This window comes from Planococcus kocurii, from assembly GCF_001465835.2.
GTDB classification, from domain to species: Bacteria; Bacillota; Bacilli; order Bacillales_A; family Planococcaceae; genus Planococcus; species Planococcus kocurii.
Window position 1 is genome coordinate 3,377,671 of the sequence record NZ_CP013661.2, and the last position, 15,602, is coordinate 3,393,272.

The window sequence follows — 15,602 nt, forward strand, 5'->3', positions numbered from 1 at the left end:
TATGTAAAATATTACATAAGGTTATTAATTGAAATTCAAAACAAAAAACATGCAATACAAGAAAGACGAAAAAAAGGAAATTCTCTTTAAAGAGATTTCCTTTTTTGAAAAGATTTTTAGCTCAACCAAACGCCGCCAAGACAGCTAATAAGTAAAATCGTCATAAAAACACCAGACATGAAGATATCTATGCGACCTAATCGAATGGGGCAGTAATAAGCGCTTCTAATGTTACCTGTAAACCCGCGTGCTTCCATAGCAAATGCTGATCGTTCAGCCTTTCTAACGGCTCCAGCAAGCATGGGAATTAACACACGGCGCATAGCTAGTATTCGTTGCCAACTGTATTTCTTCGTTTCAACAACGCGCAGTCTTTGAGCTTGTTGGATTTGTAAAAATTCTTCTTTCATAACCGGTAAAAATTGATAGCCGACCATTACACCATACGCAAGCTTCGGGGAAAGCTTTAACTGTTGCATGAGACTCATAATAAACTTAACCGGATCGGTCGTAAAAGCGAATAACAAAGACAAAGTCGAGAACGCCATAACGCGAAAAGCTAGTGACAAAGCGTATGCCCATTGTGTATCAGTCACATCAATTCCAGCAAATGACCAAATAACGGTACCGCCAGTATTTGCGCCGAATACGACAGTAGTCCATAAATAACCAAAAGCACCAATCGAAAAAGGGAGCATGAAGACCAACCATAGCTTCCAATTTGTACGACTCATTGTGAGTTGTAAAAGAATGATGCCTAGCCAAAACAACAGGGGCGTCCACGGATTAAAAAAGAACGCAATAATAAGCATTGAAATCGTCACTAAGATAAATTTGATTGAAGGATTCATGTCATGCAAAAGATTTTGCAAGGTCAGCCACTCCTTTTGGTGCTAGTAAATGGTGTAACGTTAGCAGTCTTTCGTTCTGCCATACGTCTTTTGCTGCAAATTTACCTGTCAGCTCGCCACCTTTAATGAGTAGCACCGAATCAGCAAGGCTCGCCGCAAATTCCATATCGTGTGTCACAATCAAAAGCGTTGTACCTTCCCGAGAGCGCTGGTCAATCAATTCAAAGAGTTCGAGCAGCGCGGCAGCATCCTGCCCAGAAGTCGGTTCGTCCATCAATAGTACTGGGCGTTTATCGGCGAGCATAGCGGCAATCGCTACACGGCGTTTTTGTCCGTGGCTAATGGCGAAAGGATGAGCGTTGTGAATTTCATCTAGACGCAAGTTTGTCATTAATCTATCGAGTTCTGAGCGACTAGAGGCTCCTGAATAAGCGACTTCTTGAGCGACTTGTTGCGTCAAAAACAAATACTCAGGAGATTGTGGAACATAGCCAATGCCTTTTGACTCAACAGTACCGGTCGACTTTTTGTAAATACCACATAGTGATTTGACGAGTGTGGATTTACCGCTGCCATTAGGTCCCGCAATAACGACTATTTCACCGCGTTCAACTGAAAAGGATAAAGACGACAGCAATTGGCGGTTGTTAATCGTGAATGACAGTTCTTCAGCTCGTAATGCTGTGGTCTCTCGTATTGCAGAATAGCGTTTGGGGAATAAAACCGGCTCTCTCTGTGTAAAAGACTGGTCCACTACTAGACGACCATCCCCATCCAGTTGGATTTCTCGTTCGAAAAAGGAACCCCAACTGCTTAACCTGTGCTCAACCGCAACAATTGTTAAAGAAGATCTTGTCTGTAGTTTCTCTAGCCAGTCGACAAATTGTTGTGCTGTATACGGATCCAAGTGAGAAAGCGGTTCATCTAGCAATAACACTTCCGGGTCCATGATTAACGCACAAGCAGTTGCAACTCGTTGTTTTGTTCCACCTGACAACGACTGAATGACGGCTTTTCGCAGATAGGTCAGGTCCGTCAATTCTAAAACCGCGGTAATGCGAATGTCCATGTCTTCAAAAGGTGTATGCAAGTTTTCTAACGTAAACGCCAGTTCTTCTTCAACGGTAGGCATGCAAAACTGTGAATCAGGATCTTGAAAAACTGTTGCAACGCGGTGATTGATTTCTCCAGGGGCATAATCACTAGCTGGTTTTCCGAATAGACGAATTTCACCGTCTATTGAGCCATCGCAGTTGTCAGGATACAAGCGATTTAATATATACAAAAGCGTGCTTTTGCCGCAACCACTGGGTCCAGAAATGACTAGCTTTTCGCCTCGACAAACCGAGAACGAAAGATTTTCTAAGGTTTTTTTAGAGTCTTCAGGAAAGTGAAACGACACTCCATTTAAAGAGAAAATCTCTTCAGGCATTGATATCACCTTTTTTCGTTCGGGCAATGGCGTAACCGCGGAGTGATCCGGTCGCAAGTAAAGCGTCTCCGATATACTTTCCACCAATACCCGCAATTATTGCCCCACTAAGAACGCGAATCGTAAACATTAACGCGACGAATGATGGATCCAGTGCTGCATAACCAGAAATGAAGTAGCCGTAAACAAAGCTGAAAACAGCTGATCCGATTCCTGCAAGCATAAGCACCAAAATAGTGAAATGCTTATAACCGGTTAATGCAAATGCCGCTTCAGCACCGAGCCCTTGAATAACACCAGATAAAATGAGACGCGGGCCGACAGCATTGCCAATTAGGACTTCAATTGCCGCAGCCATCGTTTCAGAAAGAAAGGCAGCACCCGGCTTGCGGATAATATACATGCAGATTATTGATACAATAAACCAAATACCGAACATCCATTCATAAGCAAGTGGTCCAATTACAGCTGCCCAAATATTCGCTGCGTGAACAAACAATAAATAGACGATGCCGAAAACGACCGCAAATAACGACATCAATACCACTTCTTTTAATTTCCACGACTTCAACATATTATGCACCTCCATGAGACGGACTATTGATGCTCATGGATATGGTCATGACCAAATGGCGATGTTTATCAGAGCGGGCATTGGTGAATGCTTCTTCATAAAAATCGAATACCTCATGAATATCGCCATGAATACCGCTTGCGTAATGCATGGAATCGTTGAAAACGCCTTGATGTTTAGCGCGCTCGACTTCACGGTAAATTACTGCCATGTAATCTGGATTGTTCATCGGGTATAGCGCAAATTGTGAAGATACGTATTGTTGTGTGTTGTCGGTATTTACTAGCACATCGTCTTTTTCTAAATAGACATCACCTGACGAATCACCAGGACAACCAATTGAAAAAGTGCCGGACAGTGCGACATGTTCGCCTGTCTTTGCCGTCTGCAAGGCTAGAGCTTTAGCGACATTAAAGACGTGAACTTGCTTGCCTCGTATTACTGTAGAGACGTCGTCCGTATGCATCCAAACGTTCGATGTGTCGGTATCGTTTAACGCCCTTTTAATTACTTTGATAAAATCGCCAGTCATCGGATGCAGTGAAAAGCGAAATCCAACGATTGGGCTCGTGCCGCATTGCAGTGAGTCCATGAATAATTCCTCCTTAAAAATGTGCACAAAAAAGACCGCATCCGTGAAGATGCAGCCATAGTCTACAAATAATTAATAAAAGAAATTATTTCAGAAATGCGCCGCACTTCCTCACGCAGGTATTATCCTGATCGAGTTTTGAGGGATCGAAGCTTGCGCTTGCATCTCAGCCAAAGTGGGCACCCCTAGTGCAGAAAACGGTATGCGGTTTTTGTGTTCGGGTTGTTCCCGATGAGTTTAGTGTAGAGGAAGTGACTGAGGAAGTAAAGAGGGGATTTGGAGACAGTAGAAGTGGAGAGAGGGGGTTAAGAAAGAGAAACAGGTGAAAGTCGCTCCGATCGCTTTGGGCATGGCTCTCGCACTAAGTCAGGAAAGAACACCTGTCTTAGTGCTTCCCCGAGCCCGTGGACGCGCCTCGCTTGGTAAGTTGATAGTAGGGGAGAAGTAAAGTTATTTTTTTGTGATTTCTCATGAGCTTATAGTTTGTAATAGCTTGCGAAAATCCTTCAAAGCAATTAGTTCATAGAATAACAAACAGGTTTTCAAAACTTTTACGAATGTTTTTTGCTAATGAAATATCGGGCAGCATCATACGTAGCTTTTCGATAGGATAGTATTAGTAAAAATGAAAATCACAAGATTACTTTGCTTAATACTTGTATAAAATGGAAGAACTGCACTGTGAGATGGAATTGGAATAAGACAAGCATCATTCTTCTATATTCTCATGAAAATTTTAAGCTTCTTTTGGATACAGTTTGCAAGAAAGAAAAACAATTTCCTCAAATCAATTTTTGCATGTGGTGCGATAATTTAACGATGGCTTGGTATGAAGAAGATTTAGATGACCAGGATCAATTAACTTTGGGTGTTGCACGGGATATTGAAGCTTAATGGGATGTGCATTTTTCTGAGTTTTATTCTCGTAAAAAGAACAGGCTCATGAAAACGGGCCTCTCCAAATTTGAATTACCACATGAATGGTTTGAAAAATGGACGGCTGAGTTAGAGGGGAAATAATCAGGGAATTCCTGCATTTGAATGTAACTTAAGTGCAGTTAAGTTACATTCAGTTTAATATGAGTTGCATTTTTAATAATTTATTATTGTAAATGGAGCTCCTAATCCACTGAGAGTGGCTCGATATTCTCCAGGAGTCAGATCATAGTTTAAATCTTCAACATTAAGTGTCATTTTAGTTGAAGTGCCTGGATCGTGAACTATTGCCGGTTCCGTAAAAAATTCTTCTTTCATTGGAACCCGAAACCATCTATCTTCCACCTTTTTTTCAAGAAATACATCAAGACCCGTGGAGTATTCTTGCGTACTGTCATTCGTAATTACAATTTTAATATTTTCAACTGTTGTTGGGTATTCACTTTTTTCTGTCTTAATCATTACACCTTTTTCTGATGTCGGGCGTTCTAAAGGGGCTTTATCGGAAAGAAGTGATTGATCTTCTGTGACAAAAGACTCTTCAAGAGCCGGTTGCGATTCAGCTTTCTGACAACCCGTCAAGAGTAAAAGGAACACTAAAATACCTAAAGTACCTTGTAAATATTTTTTCATGATTTTCCTCCCAATGTACTTAAGGGTCTGAGTAAAATTTACTCATTGAAGCAGACGGCTAGAATTGAAAAAAGTTTCATTAGTGGAATTTTAAGGGAAAATTTCTTGTAAGAGAAATCTGGACTTGAAAATCAGATATGAATGTAACTTATTAGCAAGTAAGTAACGTTCAAAATCCCTCCATTGCTGGAGGGATTTCTTCATGACTTCTTGTTTTTTAAGGGTTTCTTAGTAAATCGTCGTGGTGACCACAATTGCGCAAAATTAGCGTTTGTTCAGCTGTCTGGCTGTATTCCCACGAAATCCGAATATCCATATTAGCACTGGCTTCAAAGATGGCTTTTGTTCCTTCAATACGCTTGGTTCTCAGAGAAGGTTGAAAAGGTGGTGCAGCTGCCAAGAGCTTAAGGGCCTCACTGACGGCCTTTTGCTCATTTTTGTGAAACTTTTTATAGGATTTCTTAAATTTATTCGTGATTTCTAGTTCAAACAAGCAACGGTCACCTTCATTCCTCTTCGTCTAACCAGGCAAGCGCATCTTCTACCGCCAATGGTCCACTGGTTTGCCCTTTGTCGATCTCCTGTTGGGCTTCTTTTTCGTCTTGCTGCCACGTTTTGGTCCAATACCAAGCCTGGTCTTTAGCGATTTCAATCATGGGAATTAGAACGATCCGCCCGTCTACCACGGTTACTTTTAGATTAGTATTCGCGGTTAACTCCAGCTGTTCCAGTATTTCATTGGGAATCGTGATTTGACCTTTGTTCCGCAAACGGACATACTTACCCAATTCATTGTCTTGTGAATGTTCCTGAAGTTTTGGCATCCGATAAACCACCTTTCATTTTTGTATCACTTTGATGGAATCCAACTTTCTTACTTTCTTAAATATATACTTTTTTCTTTCCTAACTCAATTAAAATAATTAAAATTACAGATGAATAGAGGGATCAAAAAAATTAAAAAGAAGGTTCCTTTTTTGAAAAAGAACTTTCTTTCGGAATTCTTGGATGGGTAATCAACTTATCTTTGATTTTTAACAACTTCTCTTTCTTCAAAAAACTTTAGAATTGAAAAAGAAGTAGCTAACAGTACAGGGACGCCAATCACAATGTAAAATCCGTTTTAGGAAATACTATGTTGTAGAAATACATAAATAAAGTAACCCATCTCAATACTGCGATGTACTTCCCCAATGTTATGCCACCTTTTTTTACCAGATGTTTACCCACTTAAAATTCAAAACCTTGTGTAAAATATTAATAAAGACTGATTACCAGACTGCCAACAAAAGAGGCGAGTAAAATTTTCAAGTGTTCTTTTTGGTAAAGCCATTTCTCATGATTAAAATTTCACTTCCGATATTCAGAAGGACCATAAGAATTAATATGCTAAAGAAAATAATGATAAAGTGCATGTGTTTTCCTCATTCCAGTTTTATTAGTTTCTTAATATACTAATAAACTTCCAGGAAAGTTTCATTTTTTCTAAAAAGAGGGGTAACATAAGTGTAAATAAGTTACATTCAGAATACTAGTTTTCGTGAAATTCGACGAGTAACAAGAGGAAGTCATTTCTCTAGAAAAAATGATACATTCAATTCGTTATACGAAGAGGTTTTAAAATCTCAATTTTAATTTCTTTTTAAAAAACTATTGGATATTTGTTTTTTTTAGAAGTTGATATAATCCGCTAAGATTATAGTGGAAATTGTGAATAGTATACTAAAATTTTTGAATCCGATGAAGGGATTGAGCAGAATGGAAGAATCGTTAAAAGCTGCTTTGGAATTGCGCAGGGATGGTAACCTACTAGATTCAAATCAGCTTCTTCAGAAACTTGTTTTGCAGCATCCAGAACATGCAATGCTGCATTATGAACTTGCATGGAGCTTTGATATTTTGGCAAAACCAGAGAAAGCGATTTCTTTATACCGACAGGCAATCGAACTGGATTTGCCCATAGCGACAGCGGTAAATGCCTATGCCCAACTCGGCTCATTATACCGATTAAAGGGGCAGTTTATGGAATCTGAAAAGATTTTAATGGAAGGGATGCTGCGATTTTGGGATGTGGGTCTTCTTAAAGCCTTTTATGCGTTTACCATGTACGACTTGGGAAACTCGGGAGAAGCGATGCGTTGGATGACAGACGCTCTTTTAGATTCCTCCACGGATTCCGAAATTTTCTTGAACCAACGAGTGATTAGTTATCTAGGAAGCAATCTGGACGTTCAACATATCATGAAAAATTTTGTTGCAAATGTTCCTAATGAAGTTGAACATTCAGAAGATGGGAAACCGATTGTAGAAAAAGTAGAGACGGTATTAAAAGTTTTTGAACCGACATATTTCCACGGGGGCTGGGTATTCGAATTTGATCGGTATGACCTTCATTTTACGGATTCGAATAATGAAATTCGACGAGCAGCAATTGCGGCTTTTGCTATCATGATCGGTATTTGGGAGACCGGGAGTGCCCAGGCGTTCGTGCCGCAGCATGAACGAAAGTATTCAGGTGATTACAATCCATTTGAACCTCATTTCGAGCTAAATGGCTATATCAGTGCTTTTTATTCTAATTTCAATATCCTTCAGCAAGAATTGCCAATTATGACAGCCTATATTGTTGATTGTCTAGGCGCTATTGATGAAAGAAGTAAACTTGGACTGGATCAGGAATTCCCAGAAATAGACACAATCCTATTTATGAAATTCCGGCAAGAAATTCTTTTACCTAACCGGCAATTGAAGAAAAAACTTCCTCCATTTGATGATTTCCTTAAAGAAATCGGATGGGATCTTTCATAAAGTACATGGTAAGGTGATTTTTAAAGAAAAGCCACAAAACCGAAATGCTGTATTATTTTAGCTGGTAGGTGTACAAAAAGGAAGTTCTTCAAGGTTTTTGCTTATGGACACGGGGCGGAGAAAGTTCTAATTATGTAATAGTAGATTTTATGAAATGATTCTCACCCATTTACGTATATGAATCAGAATGATTTATTTAATGAAATAACAAGAGAGAGTTTAGTTTGAAGCAATTTTTATATTATTTTATTTGGACACTAGCTATCATTTTCCATTTACCGCAGCTTGTTTAGGCTTTAATATAGGAAAGATCGTTAGAATGAGCAATTTACAAAGGTAAGAAAAACGGAAATTTTCCACTAAATTCCTTTCAGAAGATAAATCTTGTGTCTGAGATTTATCTTCTGAGAGGTTGTTTTTTTCTTGAATGATAAACTTATGCGCTTCGTTACGTCTTAGAAGCATGTAAGAAAGTGGGTTTTGAATAATTACGATTTCTCGTAATGAGATTCCGTCTTGCTGGCTGACAATCAGTAAAAAAACCTAATGGACTAAGCTACTAGATATGGCCGCTGGTCTGGATAGTCTATAACAGGAGACGTAGAATAGTCGACAATGCGTGAAGAGAATAGGCTATTAATCAAAAGAGGCATACCTTTTCTGCGGAGGGAAGACAAGGAGATGGTAATTGTGCAAGAGAATACTGTTGGGAGTTGCTGTCGCTCTTTTGGGTAGGACTCTCGCGATGTGTTACCATTTAAACTAGATCTTTTAGAAGCAGGTGCTGTCATGGAAATTATTTTGTGTATCGTCATCATTTTAGGAGCTTCGGTATTGCAGACGAGCACGGGGTTTGGGTTCTCGATATTGGCGACGCCTTTTCTTTTGCTGCTATTTAGTGTTACTGATGCCATTCAGATCAATTTGATTCTTTCGCTCGTCATTTCAGGAGCATTAATTTTTAAAATTCGCTCTGACATTGTATGGACGTTTTAAAAAGACTGGTTGTGGGAAGTGTCGTGGGAATGCCAGTCGGAATCGTTATTTTTCTGGCAGTTGATTTGGAAAAACTGAAGTTAGCAATCAGTCTCATTATTTTGTTGCTGACGGTGCTGTTGATTTTGTCTTTCCGGATTAACCAGACCAACAGAAGAGACAGGTTTTTTGGCGGGTTGTCTGGCAGTTTGACAACAAGCATTGGTATGCCAGGGCCACCCCTTTTGCTGTACTTTTCAGGAACGAATATACAAAAAGAGAAATTACGGGGAACGACGCTCGCTTTTTATCTGTTTATCTATTCGATCAGTCTCTTATTGCAACTTTATTTTTCTGGTACAAACAAAACTGTTTGGATTTCAAGTGGTTTAGCTATTCCGTTTGTATTGGCTGGGTTGTATTTAGGGCAGCTCTTATTCAAGTGGATTGACCAACGTACATTTCGTTTTGTTACCTATGGCACCTTACTGTTTACAGGGTTGTTTTTACTGTTCGATAATTTAACTTAAAAAGATAAGTATTCCATGTTCCGGATATCGATCAAGTCACGGATCAAGAGGTGTACAGCCAATTGCTGGATGAATTCCAGATGTGGTTCAAGAAAGCAAAAGAAAAGCGGATTCTGCGTTAAGCAAAATAAAAACCAAAAGCCCCTTAGAAAATCAACTGATTTTCTAAGGGGCTTTCTTTTACCTGGATAAGAATTTCTTATTTTCGCTCGAAATTCGCTTTAAAGTTTTGATTGGGAGACGGTTCGGTAGTACGCTTGATGGCAGGACGTGTTAGTGAAAACACTGCGCAGCCGAGAGCGACAAGAACAATAACAGCGCCAACCCACGGCATACTTGAAACTGAACCAGTTTGAGTCAAAGCGATTCCACCGATTGCCGAACCGAGCGCGATACCTACTTGAAGTGCAGAATTATTAAAACTTTGCTGAACGTCAGACGTTGCTGGATCCGTTTCAATCAAGTAGCTTTGCTGAGCAGGTGCAAGAGTCCAACTGAGCGCTGCCCAAATGATCATTACCGGTAAGAAGACGATCAATGAGAATGTAGTGAACGGAAGGATAAACAACACGATCGCAAACGCAGAGATCACAAGAATGATACTCTTTTTCGAACCAATCGAATCAGATAATGCGCCGCCAATTGCGCCCCCACTTACTGCCGCTATACCAAACAGTAAATAACAAATACTGATCCACGTCGAGTTTAGCTGCAAGTTCACTTCTAAGTAGGGTGTGAAATAAGCATAAACGGTATAATGCCCAGCCAGCATAAACAAGGTTGCAAGGTGTGCAGTGCCAATTTTTGCGCTCGCCACTGCTTTTAACTGCTGTTTAAGTGGAACTGCAGTGCCACCAGGAATCGGTTGGATGTAAAGTGCAATCAGCACCATAGAACCAATTGACAACAGGGCGATACCAAGGAAAATAAACCGCCATCCAAAAGCGTCTGAAATGAGAATTCCGAGCGGCACACCAAGAACCAGTGAAGAACTAATGCCCATAAAAATAAAACCAATTGCTTTGGCACGATAACGTGGTTCCACAAGCTTCGCAACAATGGTTAGAGACAAAACGACGATAAGTGCTGTACTCGCTGCAGTGATCACGCGTGCAATCATCATCCACGTAAAGTCAGGGCTGAAATAAGTTAGTAAGTTACCAAGAAAAAAGACAAACATGGAAACTAAATAAACTTTTTTTCGTTCAAATTTGCTAGTAGCAACAAGTAAGACAGGACCGGCAATAGCAATAATCATGGCGAATACGGTAATCAGCTGTCCGGCAGTTGCTAAAGATACATCGAATTCTTCCGCAATTGTCGGCAAAATCCCCCCCACAATTAATTCGACAAGTCCAACAGCGACGGTAGACAAGGCTAAAATATACACTTTTAAATTCATTTTCGTACGCTTCCTTTCTTGAGTACATTGATCAAACTTCCAAAGATTTTTATAAGAAAACATAAAAAAATCCTGATTACAAAAAACGAACAAGTCGTTTTCTGTAATCAGGATTTTTCGGCTCCTGGTAGAGACCCCTAAGCCATACCCTTAAGGTTATACAGATGCATATAATAAGTACGTTAAAATATTACTACAGTTTAGAAGTTTCTGCAAGTATGCTAATCAAAAGCTCGAAATCTATAATGAAAATAATTATTCAACTATATATGTTGAACTAATAAACCTATAGCAGTCGATATTCCGCAAAACAGCTCGCTTGCCGGGGGCTCGCGCTGAACTAACTCGGGCTAAACACCCGAATGGATTTCAGCACTTCGCTTGCTCCCCAAGGCGTTTTCGCTATTTTGTTCCATCTCTTCAGAGACACTTCCCAGCAAAGGCTTGTCCATGGCGCCGAAGCGGCATATTTGTTGGATTCTTTAATTCAATTTATATAATTTAAAATTACATTCTCTAGATGGTCACTATGTGCTATTATATGTAAGATATTCCAATTTGAAAGGAAGTATACGATGAATCAGACGAGTATTCAGTCAAACAGAGAAACCGCGTATTTTATTATTAGCTTAGTTTTCAGCATTGTTATTTACGCACTAGCAGCTGTATCGATTATCGGTATTGCCATTGCCTTAACCATTTTTATCATTTTACTTTTCACAAACGCAATTATGCTTGGTTCGATTCGCGGAAATGGAGTCCGGATTCATGAGCGGCAGTTTCCAGACGTTTATGAGCGTGTCCAAGTTTTAGCGAAACAAATGGAACTGAAAAAAGTGCCGGATGTTTTTGTCATTCAATCGGAAGGGGCACTTAATGCTTTCGCAACTCGTTTCTTCGGTCGCGACATGGTCGTTTTGTATTCTGAAGTGTTTGAACTGGCACGCGAGCAGGGGCAAGAAGAGTTAGACTTTATCATTGCTCACGAACTGGCACATATTAAACGTCGTCACGTTTGGAAAAATCTATTAATAATGCCGGCTGGTTTTATTCCTTTTCTTGCTGAAGCATATAGCCGTTCTTGCGAATACACGTGTGATCGCCACGCTGCGTTTACGATTCAAAACGCATTAGCTGCGAAACGTGCATTAACGCTTCTTGGAATTGGCAAGAAGACATATGTAGAAGTAAACGAAGATGCTTATTGCGAGCAAATCGCTACAGAATCAAACGCTGTTGTGTGGTTAAGTGAAGTGTTATCGACGCATCCTCGCTTACCAAAACGTATTCAGGCTATCAGCCAATTTGATAATAAGGATGCCAAGTTTTACGAGCCTGCTCACGGCAAAATCGTTCTGGGTGCTGCAGCAATGCTCGGTGTGCTCGGTGCTGCTTACTTGCTGACGGTTGCTCTTTTTGCAGGAAGCGCATTTGCGTTTTCACAGTTTTTGCCAGATTTTGAAGATGCTCTTTATGAAGAAGATTACGCAGTAGAAGGCCAAACCGCTTTAATGTCTGCTGTTTCGATGGGTGACCTTGCAGCAGTTGAAGAAGCAATTGCAAATGGGGAAGAGTTGAATGCAAGGGATTCTGAAGGAGCAGATGCCTTGATGTACGCCACTTATTCTGGAGATTTGGCGATGATGGCGTATTTATTAGATGCCGGAGCAGATGCCAATACGGCCGATGACTACTCAACAGCACTTGGAACAGCTGTGATCTATGGTGAAAATGAAAGCGCATTGCTGCTAGTGGAAAACGGAGCAGATCCTGCATTGCCTGGACCGGACGGCTTGAGTGCAATCGATCATTCGGGAGCTGAGAGTAGAGCAGAGTTTTTGGAGATGTTGGAAGAAGGTATCTAAACTAACTTGGTCTTCAGAAATCACTTTAATAGTTTCATTTCTCAAACTAGATAAGTTGAATTAAAGAAACAGCTTTTTCAACTCAATGAGGTAGAGAAACGAAGAAATCGCTTCAGACGGACGCTTTCCGCGGACGAAGCGGTGAGCCTCCTCGTCGCAAGCTCCTGCGGGGTCTCATCACTCCGTTTTTCCGCAGGAGTCGCCGTCTTCCGCTCTTTCTTCTAGGGCTCCTTGAGTAACAAATCATGCGGAATCATATATTCAACTTATATAGATCATATTTTAGAGAAACCAAAAGAGTGAAAAACTTTTTTGGTTTCTCTTTTTTTTTACACAGAATGAACTTGTAACACGTAAAACGTCATTTTTTCTATATCTTTAATTGTTGGTAGTATTAGGAACAAAAGCACGGTAATAATGCTGTTAGTGTTATAAAATCTCTATACTGCAAGTGTATGAAAGAGACATCATCTTCTTGTCGATGGTGACAGCACCAAACCGAAGAGTTATGTTTTTGACAAAGACTTCCGACAAGCAAAGATGTACTGTAGCTGCCAGCCGTGCGAAAAATCAAATGAAGTTGTATCATTCAGTGGATTTAGAAGAACTTAATTCCATGGATTTACGCTATAGTTTATTAAGCTATTGCCAAAATCCAACCCGTGTTAATACGGAAGTACAAAACCTGGAAGAATTATGCGACTCGCCTTTCGAAGTCGACGTTCTTCGCATGATTTTGGCAAAAGGCTATAAAGTGACGCCACAGGTCAAGGTCGGCCAATACCGAATCGATTTGGTCATTGAAGGACTTCGTGACCGATTAGCCGTTGAATGTGACGGAGAAAAATGGCACGGTCCAAAAAATTCGAAGAAGACATGAAGCGCCAGGAATCTCTAGAACGTTCAGGTTGGAAATTCTGGCGAGTGCGTGGCAGGGAGTTTTACTTTGATAAGCCGAAAGCGCTGGAAAGTCTTTGGGCGCAGTTGGATAGACTTGGGATTGAGCCAGTGAGGGGTCATCAGTTAATTAAGTAGTGGTTTTGAGTTTGGAGAGAAGTCTTTCAGTTAAATGAAAGGCTTCTTTTTTATTTTAAAAGCCAGTTTTAATTATATAAAGCTATGTTAAATGAAACAGCGTCTATAAATCTTTTTCATAGCATTGCAAATACAAATTTTTCATAAATTTATAGGTATAAAGATTAATTTAATTGAAAATTTTAGGATTTTAATGATACTATAAATATACAATAATTAATAAATCGATAAAATAGCCTAGTTAAATCTAAAGGAGGATATAAGATGTTTGAAGCACTTTATGAGGGGGAAAGATTTAATCTTCAAAGTTATAAAATTATGGAAGGCTCGGCTAAGGAAGAAGTGAGGAGGCTCAAGAAAGCTGCGGATAAAGGTGCATTTACCTGCCCATATTGCAGTGGGATTTTAAAGTTAAAAGCTGGAGATGTATACGAAAAACATTTCTTTCATCCGAGCAATTCTTGTACTATTTCAGAAGCCAGCGAGACTTACCAAAAACAAATAAAAAGGGAGTCTAAGAAACATTCAGTAATGAAGGAAATCATATATGATGAATTGAAAACGCAAGAAAAGATTAATGACCATCTCCATGTAGAATATGGTTACATTGAAAAAGCAGATGAAAAATGGAAATACTATCCTGACATTATAGTCGGTAATGATAAAAATGAAATTGCAATTACTATATTGACTGATGTTACTGCTATTCAAGATTCAAGACTTGTACAACAAATAAAAAAAAGAAACGAATATTTTAAAACAAAGAACTTAAAGCCGATTTGGTTTGTTGAAGAAACTGAGCAATCTATTGATATGGAGCGTCGTGTTATACACTTGTGGGAAGCAGAATTAGATATTGCTGTAAAAATGGATGAAGATATAAAATGGGAAGAAGATATTAACGATTTAGAAATTCAAAATAATCTATTTGATATTTTTAACTACCATTATCAAGGTATTCCAAGTAACTATGAAGCGTTCAGTTTATATTACGTAAAATCTACAGAAACAAATATCACTTTTACTGTACAGCGTTTTATAAAAGATCAAAAAAGTTATCCATACAGAGCTTTTGCGTTAAATGATTCTTATGAGATTAAAATGTCTACCGCTTTGTTGGCTGATGACACTATACAATTAAGCGATCCACTTATAGAAGATCAGCAAAGAAAGCACTTTTTAAAAGAAGCACGTATAAGAGATAAAGAATACATACCTTTAGCAGCAGCGGGATTAATAAATATAGATAAATCACAGGTTAATAAACTTGTTAATATTACAAAAAAATATGGCGAATATGAAATTCCTGAACTAATAAATGAATACATTGGAGAAGTAAAAGAAATTTCTGCAAGCAACGTAAGTAAATACTTAGTTGAAGAATGCGGAGCTCCATCAGATACTTTTGCTACAGGTAGATATCAAATCTATAAAGATGTCTGCATCGCTTTAAATGATATTGAATCTTCCGGAAAGATTAAGCTGGTCAAAAAAGACTATGTGAATGATCGATTCTATGAGGTCATTAATAATTAGAAAACGATAGGATTGATCATCAAAAGTATTAACCCATATAATTTCAAAATGACTAAAATTTAACCTATGTAATCTCTCATGAAGAGGTTACATAGGTATTTTAGCGTGAGAACGAACTGTTATTGCAATAACTTAAAACTAAAGTAAAATAAGAACTAAGTATAAGTTAAATGTGAGGGGAACTATGTGGAGATTAAAATGTTTTACCGAACACAACGAGATCTGGCCACAGCGTTAAATCAATTGGTTGATGCATATTGGAAAGAAGAAATTACAGAACATAAATTAATCATCGGACTAAAAGATATATACAAGAATAATCATGAAAAATTGTTGAAAAATAATGATTTCACAAAAGTAATTCAACAACAATGTGGAAAAAGAAGATTAATCATCGTTCGAAAAGTATTAGATATAAATTAAAGAATTGAAT

Annotated in this window: 13 protein-coding genes, 2 pseudogenes and 2 riboswitches; of the genes and pseudogenes, 7 read left to right on the top strand and 8 right to left on the bottom strand. The window is 38.9% G+C overall.

Features of this window, described 5'->3' with window-relative positions; genetic code table 11:
* Nucleotides 1-116: 116 nt before the first annotated feature.
* The 7 genes from AUO94_RS16515 to AUO94_RS16550 form a co-directional block, all read right to left on the bottom strand.
* Nucleotides 117-872, bottom strand: a complete 756-nt coding sequence (locus tag AUO94_RS16515) for an energy-coupling factor transporter transmembrane component T family protein (protein ID WP_149456826.1) — start codon at nucleotides 870-872, stop codon at nucleotides 117-119.
* Nucleotides 853-2,283, bottom strand: coding sequence for an ABC transporter ATP-binding protein (locus AUO94_RS16520; protein ID WP_058385266.1), 1,431 nt, complete (start codon nucleotides 2,281-2,283; stop codon nucleotides 853-855). Before AUO94_RS16520 ends, AUO94_RS16515 begins: the two co-directional genes overlap by 20 nt.
* Nucleotides 2,276-2,857 carry an ECF transporter S component gene (locus tag AUO94_RS16525; RefSeq protein ID WP_058385267.1) on the bottom strand — a complete coding sequence of 194 codons (582 nt, stop codon included), beginning with the start codon at nucleotides 2,855-2,857 and terminating at the stop codon, nucleotides 2,276-2,278. Before AUO94_RS16525 ends, AUO94_RS16520 begins: the two co-directional genes overlap by 8 nt.
* A gap of 1 nt (nucleotide 2,858) precedes the next feature.
* Complete coding sequence (locus AUO94_RS16530; RefSeq protein WP_058385268.1) at nucleotides 2,859-3,449, bottom strand: YkoF family thiamine/hydroxymethylpyrimidine-binding protein; 591 nt, start codon at nucleotides 3,447-3,449, stop codon at nucleotides 2,859-2,861.
* A 91-nt stretch (nucleotides 3,450-3,540) separates the two neighbouring features.
* Nucleotides 3,541-3,646: riboswitch (TPP riboswitch) on the bottom strand.
* Nucleotides 3,647-4,541: 895 nt separating this feature from the next.
* A complete protein-coding gene (locus AUO94_RS16540; protein ID WP_058385270.1) occupies nucleotides 4,542-5,018 on the bottom strand; it encodes an immunoglobulin-like domain-containing protein in 477 nt (158 codons plus the stop codon).
* Between the two features lie 217 nt (nucleotides 5,019-5,235).
* Nucleotides 5,236-5,511: a type II toxin-antitoxin system RelE/ParE family toxin gene (locus AUO94_RS16545; RefSeq protein ID WP_058385271.1), complete on the bottom strand. Its 276-nt coding sequence runs from the start codon at nucleotides 5,509-5,511 to the stop codon at nucleotides 5,236-5,238.
* Nucleotides 5,512-5,524: 13 nt separating this feature from the next.
* Entirely contained in the window at nucleotides 5,525-5,842 is a 318-nt protein-coding gene (locus AUO94_RS16550) for an AbrB/MazE/SpoVT family DNA-binding domain-containing protein (protein WP_058385272.1), read from the bottom strand.
* Nucleotides 5,843-6,776: 934 nt separating this feature from the next.
* Here AUO94_RS16550 and AUO94_RS16555 point away from each other — a divergent pair.
* The 3 genes and pseudogenes from AUO94_RS16555 to AUO94_RS17150 all read left to right on the top strand — a co-directional run bounded on the left by AUO94_RS16555 (nucleotide 6,777) and on the right by AUO94_RS17150 (nucleotide 9,453).
* Nucleotides 6,777-7,826 (top strand): tetratricopeptide repeat protein, encoded by a 1,050-nt coding sequence (locus AUO94_RS16555; RefSeq protein WP_058385273.1) that lies wholly within the window; start codon nucleotides 6,777-6,779, stop codon nucleotides 7,824-7,826.
* 789 nt (nucleotides 7,827-8,615) lie between these two features.
* A pseudogene (locus AUO94_RS16560) lies at nucleotides 8,616-9,331 on the top strand (sulfite exporter TauE/SafE family protein).
* Nucleotides 9,332-9,381: 50 nt separating this feature from the next.
* Complete coding sequence (locus AUO94_RS17150; RefSeq protein WP_237150224.1) at nucleotides 9,382-9,453, top strand: hypothetical protein; 72 nt, start codon at nucleotides 9,382-9,384, stop codon at nucleotides 9,451-9,453.
* Between the two features lie 77 nt (nucleotides 9,454-9,530).
* Here AUO94_RS17150 and AUO94_RS16565 read toward each other — a convergent pair whose 3' ends face one another.
* Nucleotides 9,531-10,733: an MFS transporter gene (locus tag AUO94_RS16565; RefSeq protein WP_058385274.1), complete on the bottom strand. Its 1,203-nt coding sequence runs from the start codon at nucleotides 10,731-10,733 to the stop codon at nucleotides 9,531-9,533.
* 84 nt (nucleotides 10,734-10,817) lie between these two features.
* A riboswitch (purine riboswitch) is annotated at nucleotides 10,818-10,917 on the bottom strand.
* Nucleotides 10,918-11,308: 391 nt separating this feature from the next.
* Here AUO94_RS16565 and AUO94_RS16570 point away from each other — a divergent pair.
* The 4 genes and pseudogenes from AUO94_RS16570 to AUO94_RS16585 all read left to right on the top strand — a co-directional run bounded on the left by AUO94_RS16570 (nucleotide 11,309) and on the right by AUO94_RS16585 (nucleotide 15,592).
* A complete protein-coding gene (locus AUO94_RS16570) occupies nucleotides 11,309-12,598 on the top strand; it encodes a M48 family metallopeptidase (RefSeq protein WP_058385275.1) in 1,290 nt (429 codons plus the stop codon).
* A gap of 730 nt (nucleotides 12,599-13,328) precedes the next feature.
* Nucleotides 13,329-13,633: pseudogene (locus AUO94_RS17655) on the top strand (DUF559 domain-containing protein).
* Between the two features lie 264 nt (nucleotides 13,634-13,897).
* On the top strand, nucleotides 13,898-15,169 hold the full coding sequence (locus tag AUO94_RS16580) for a competence protein CoiA family protein (protein ID WP_058385277.1): 1,272 nt from the start codon (nucleotides 13,898-13,900) through the stop codon (nucleotides 15,167-15,169).
* A 186-nt stretch (nucleotides 15,170-15,355) separates the two neighbouring features.
* Nucleotides 15,356-15,592 carry a TIGR04540 family protein gene (locus AUO94_RS16585; RefSeq protein ID WP_058385278.1) on the top strand — a complete coding sequence of 79 codons (237 nt, stop codon included), beginning with the start codon at nucleotides 15,356-15,358 and terminating at the stop codon, nucleotides 15,590-15,592.
* Nucleotides 15,593-15,602: the final 10 nt, after the last annotated feature.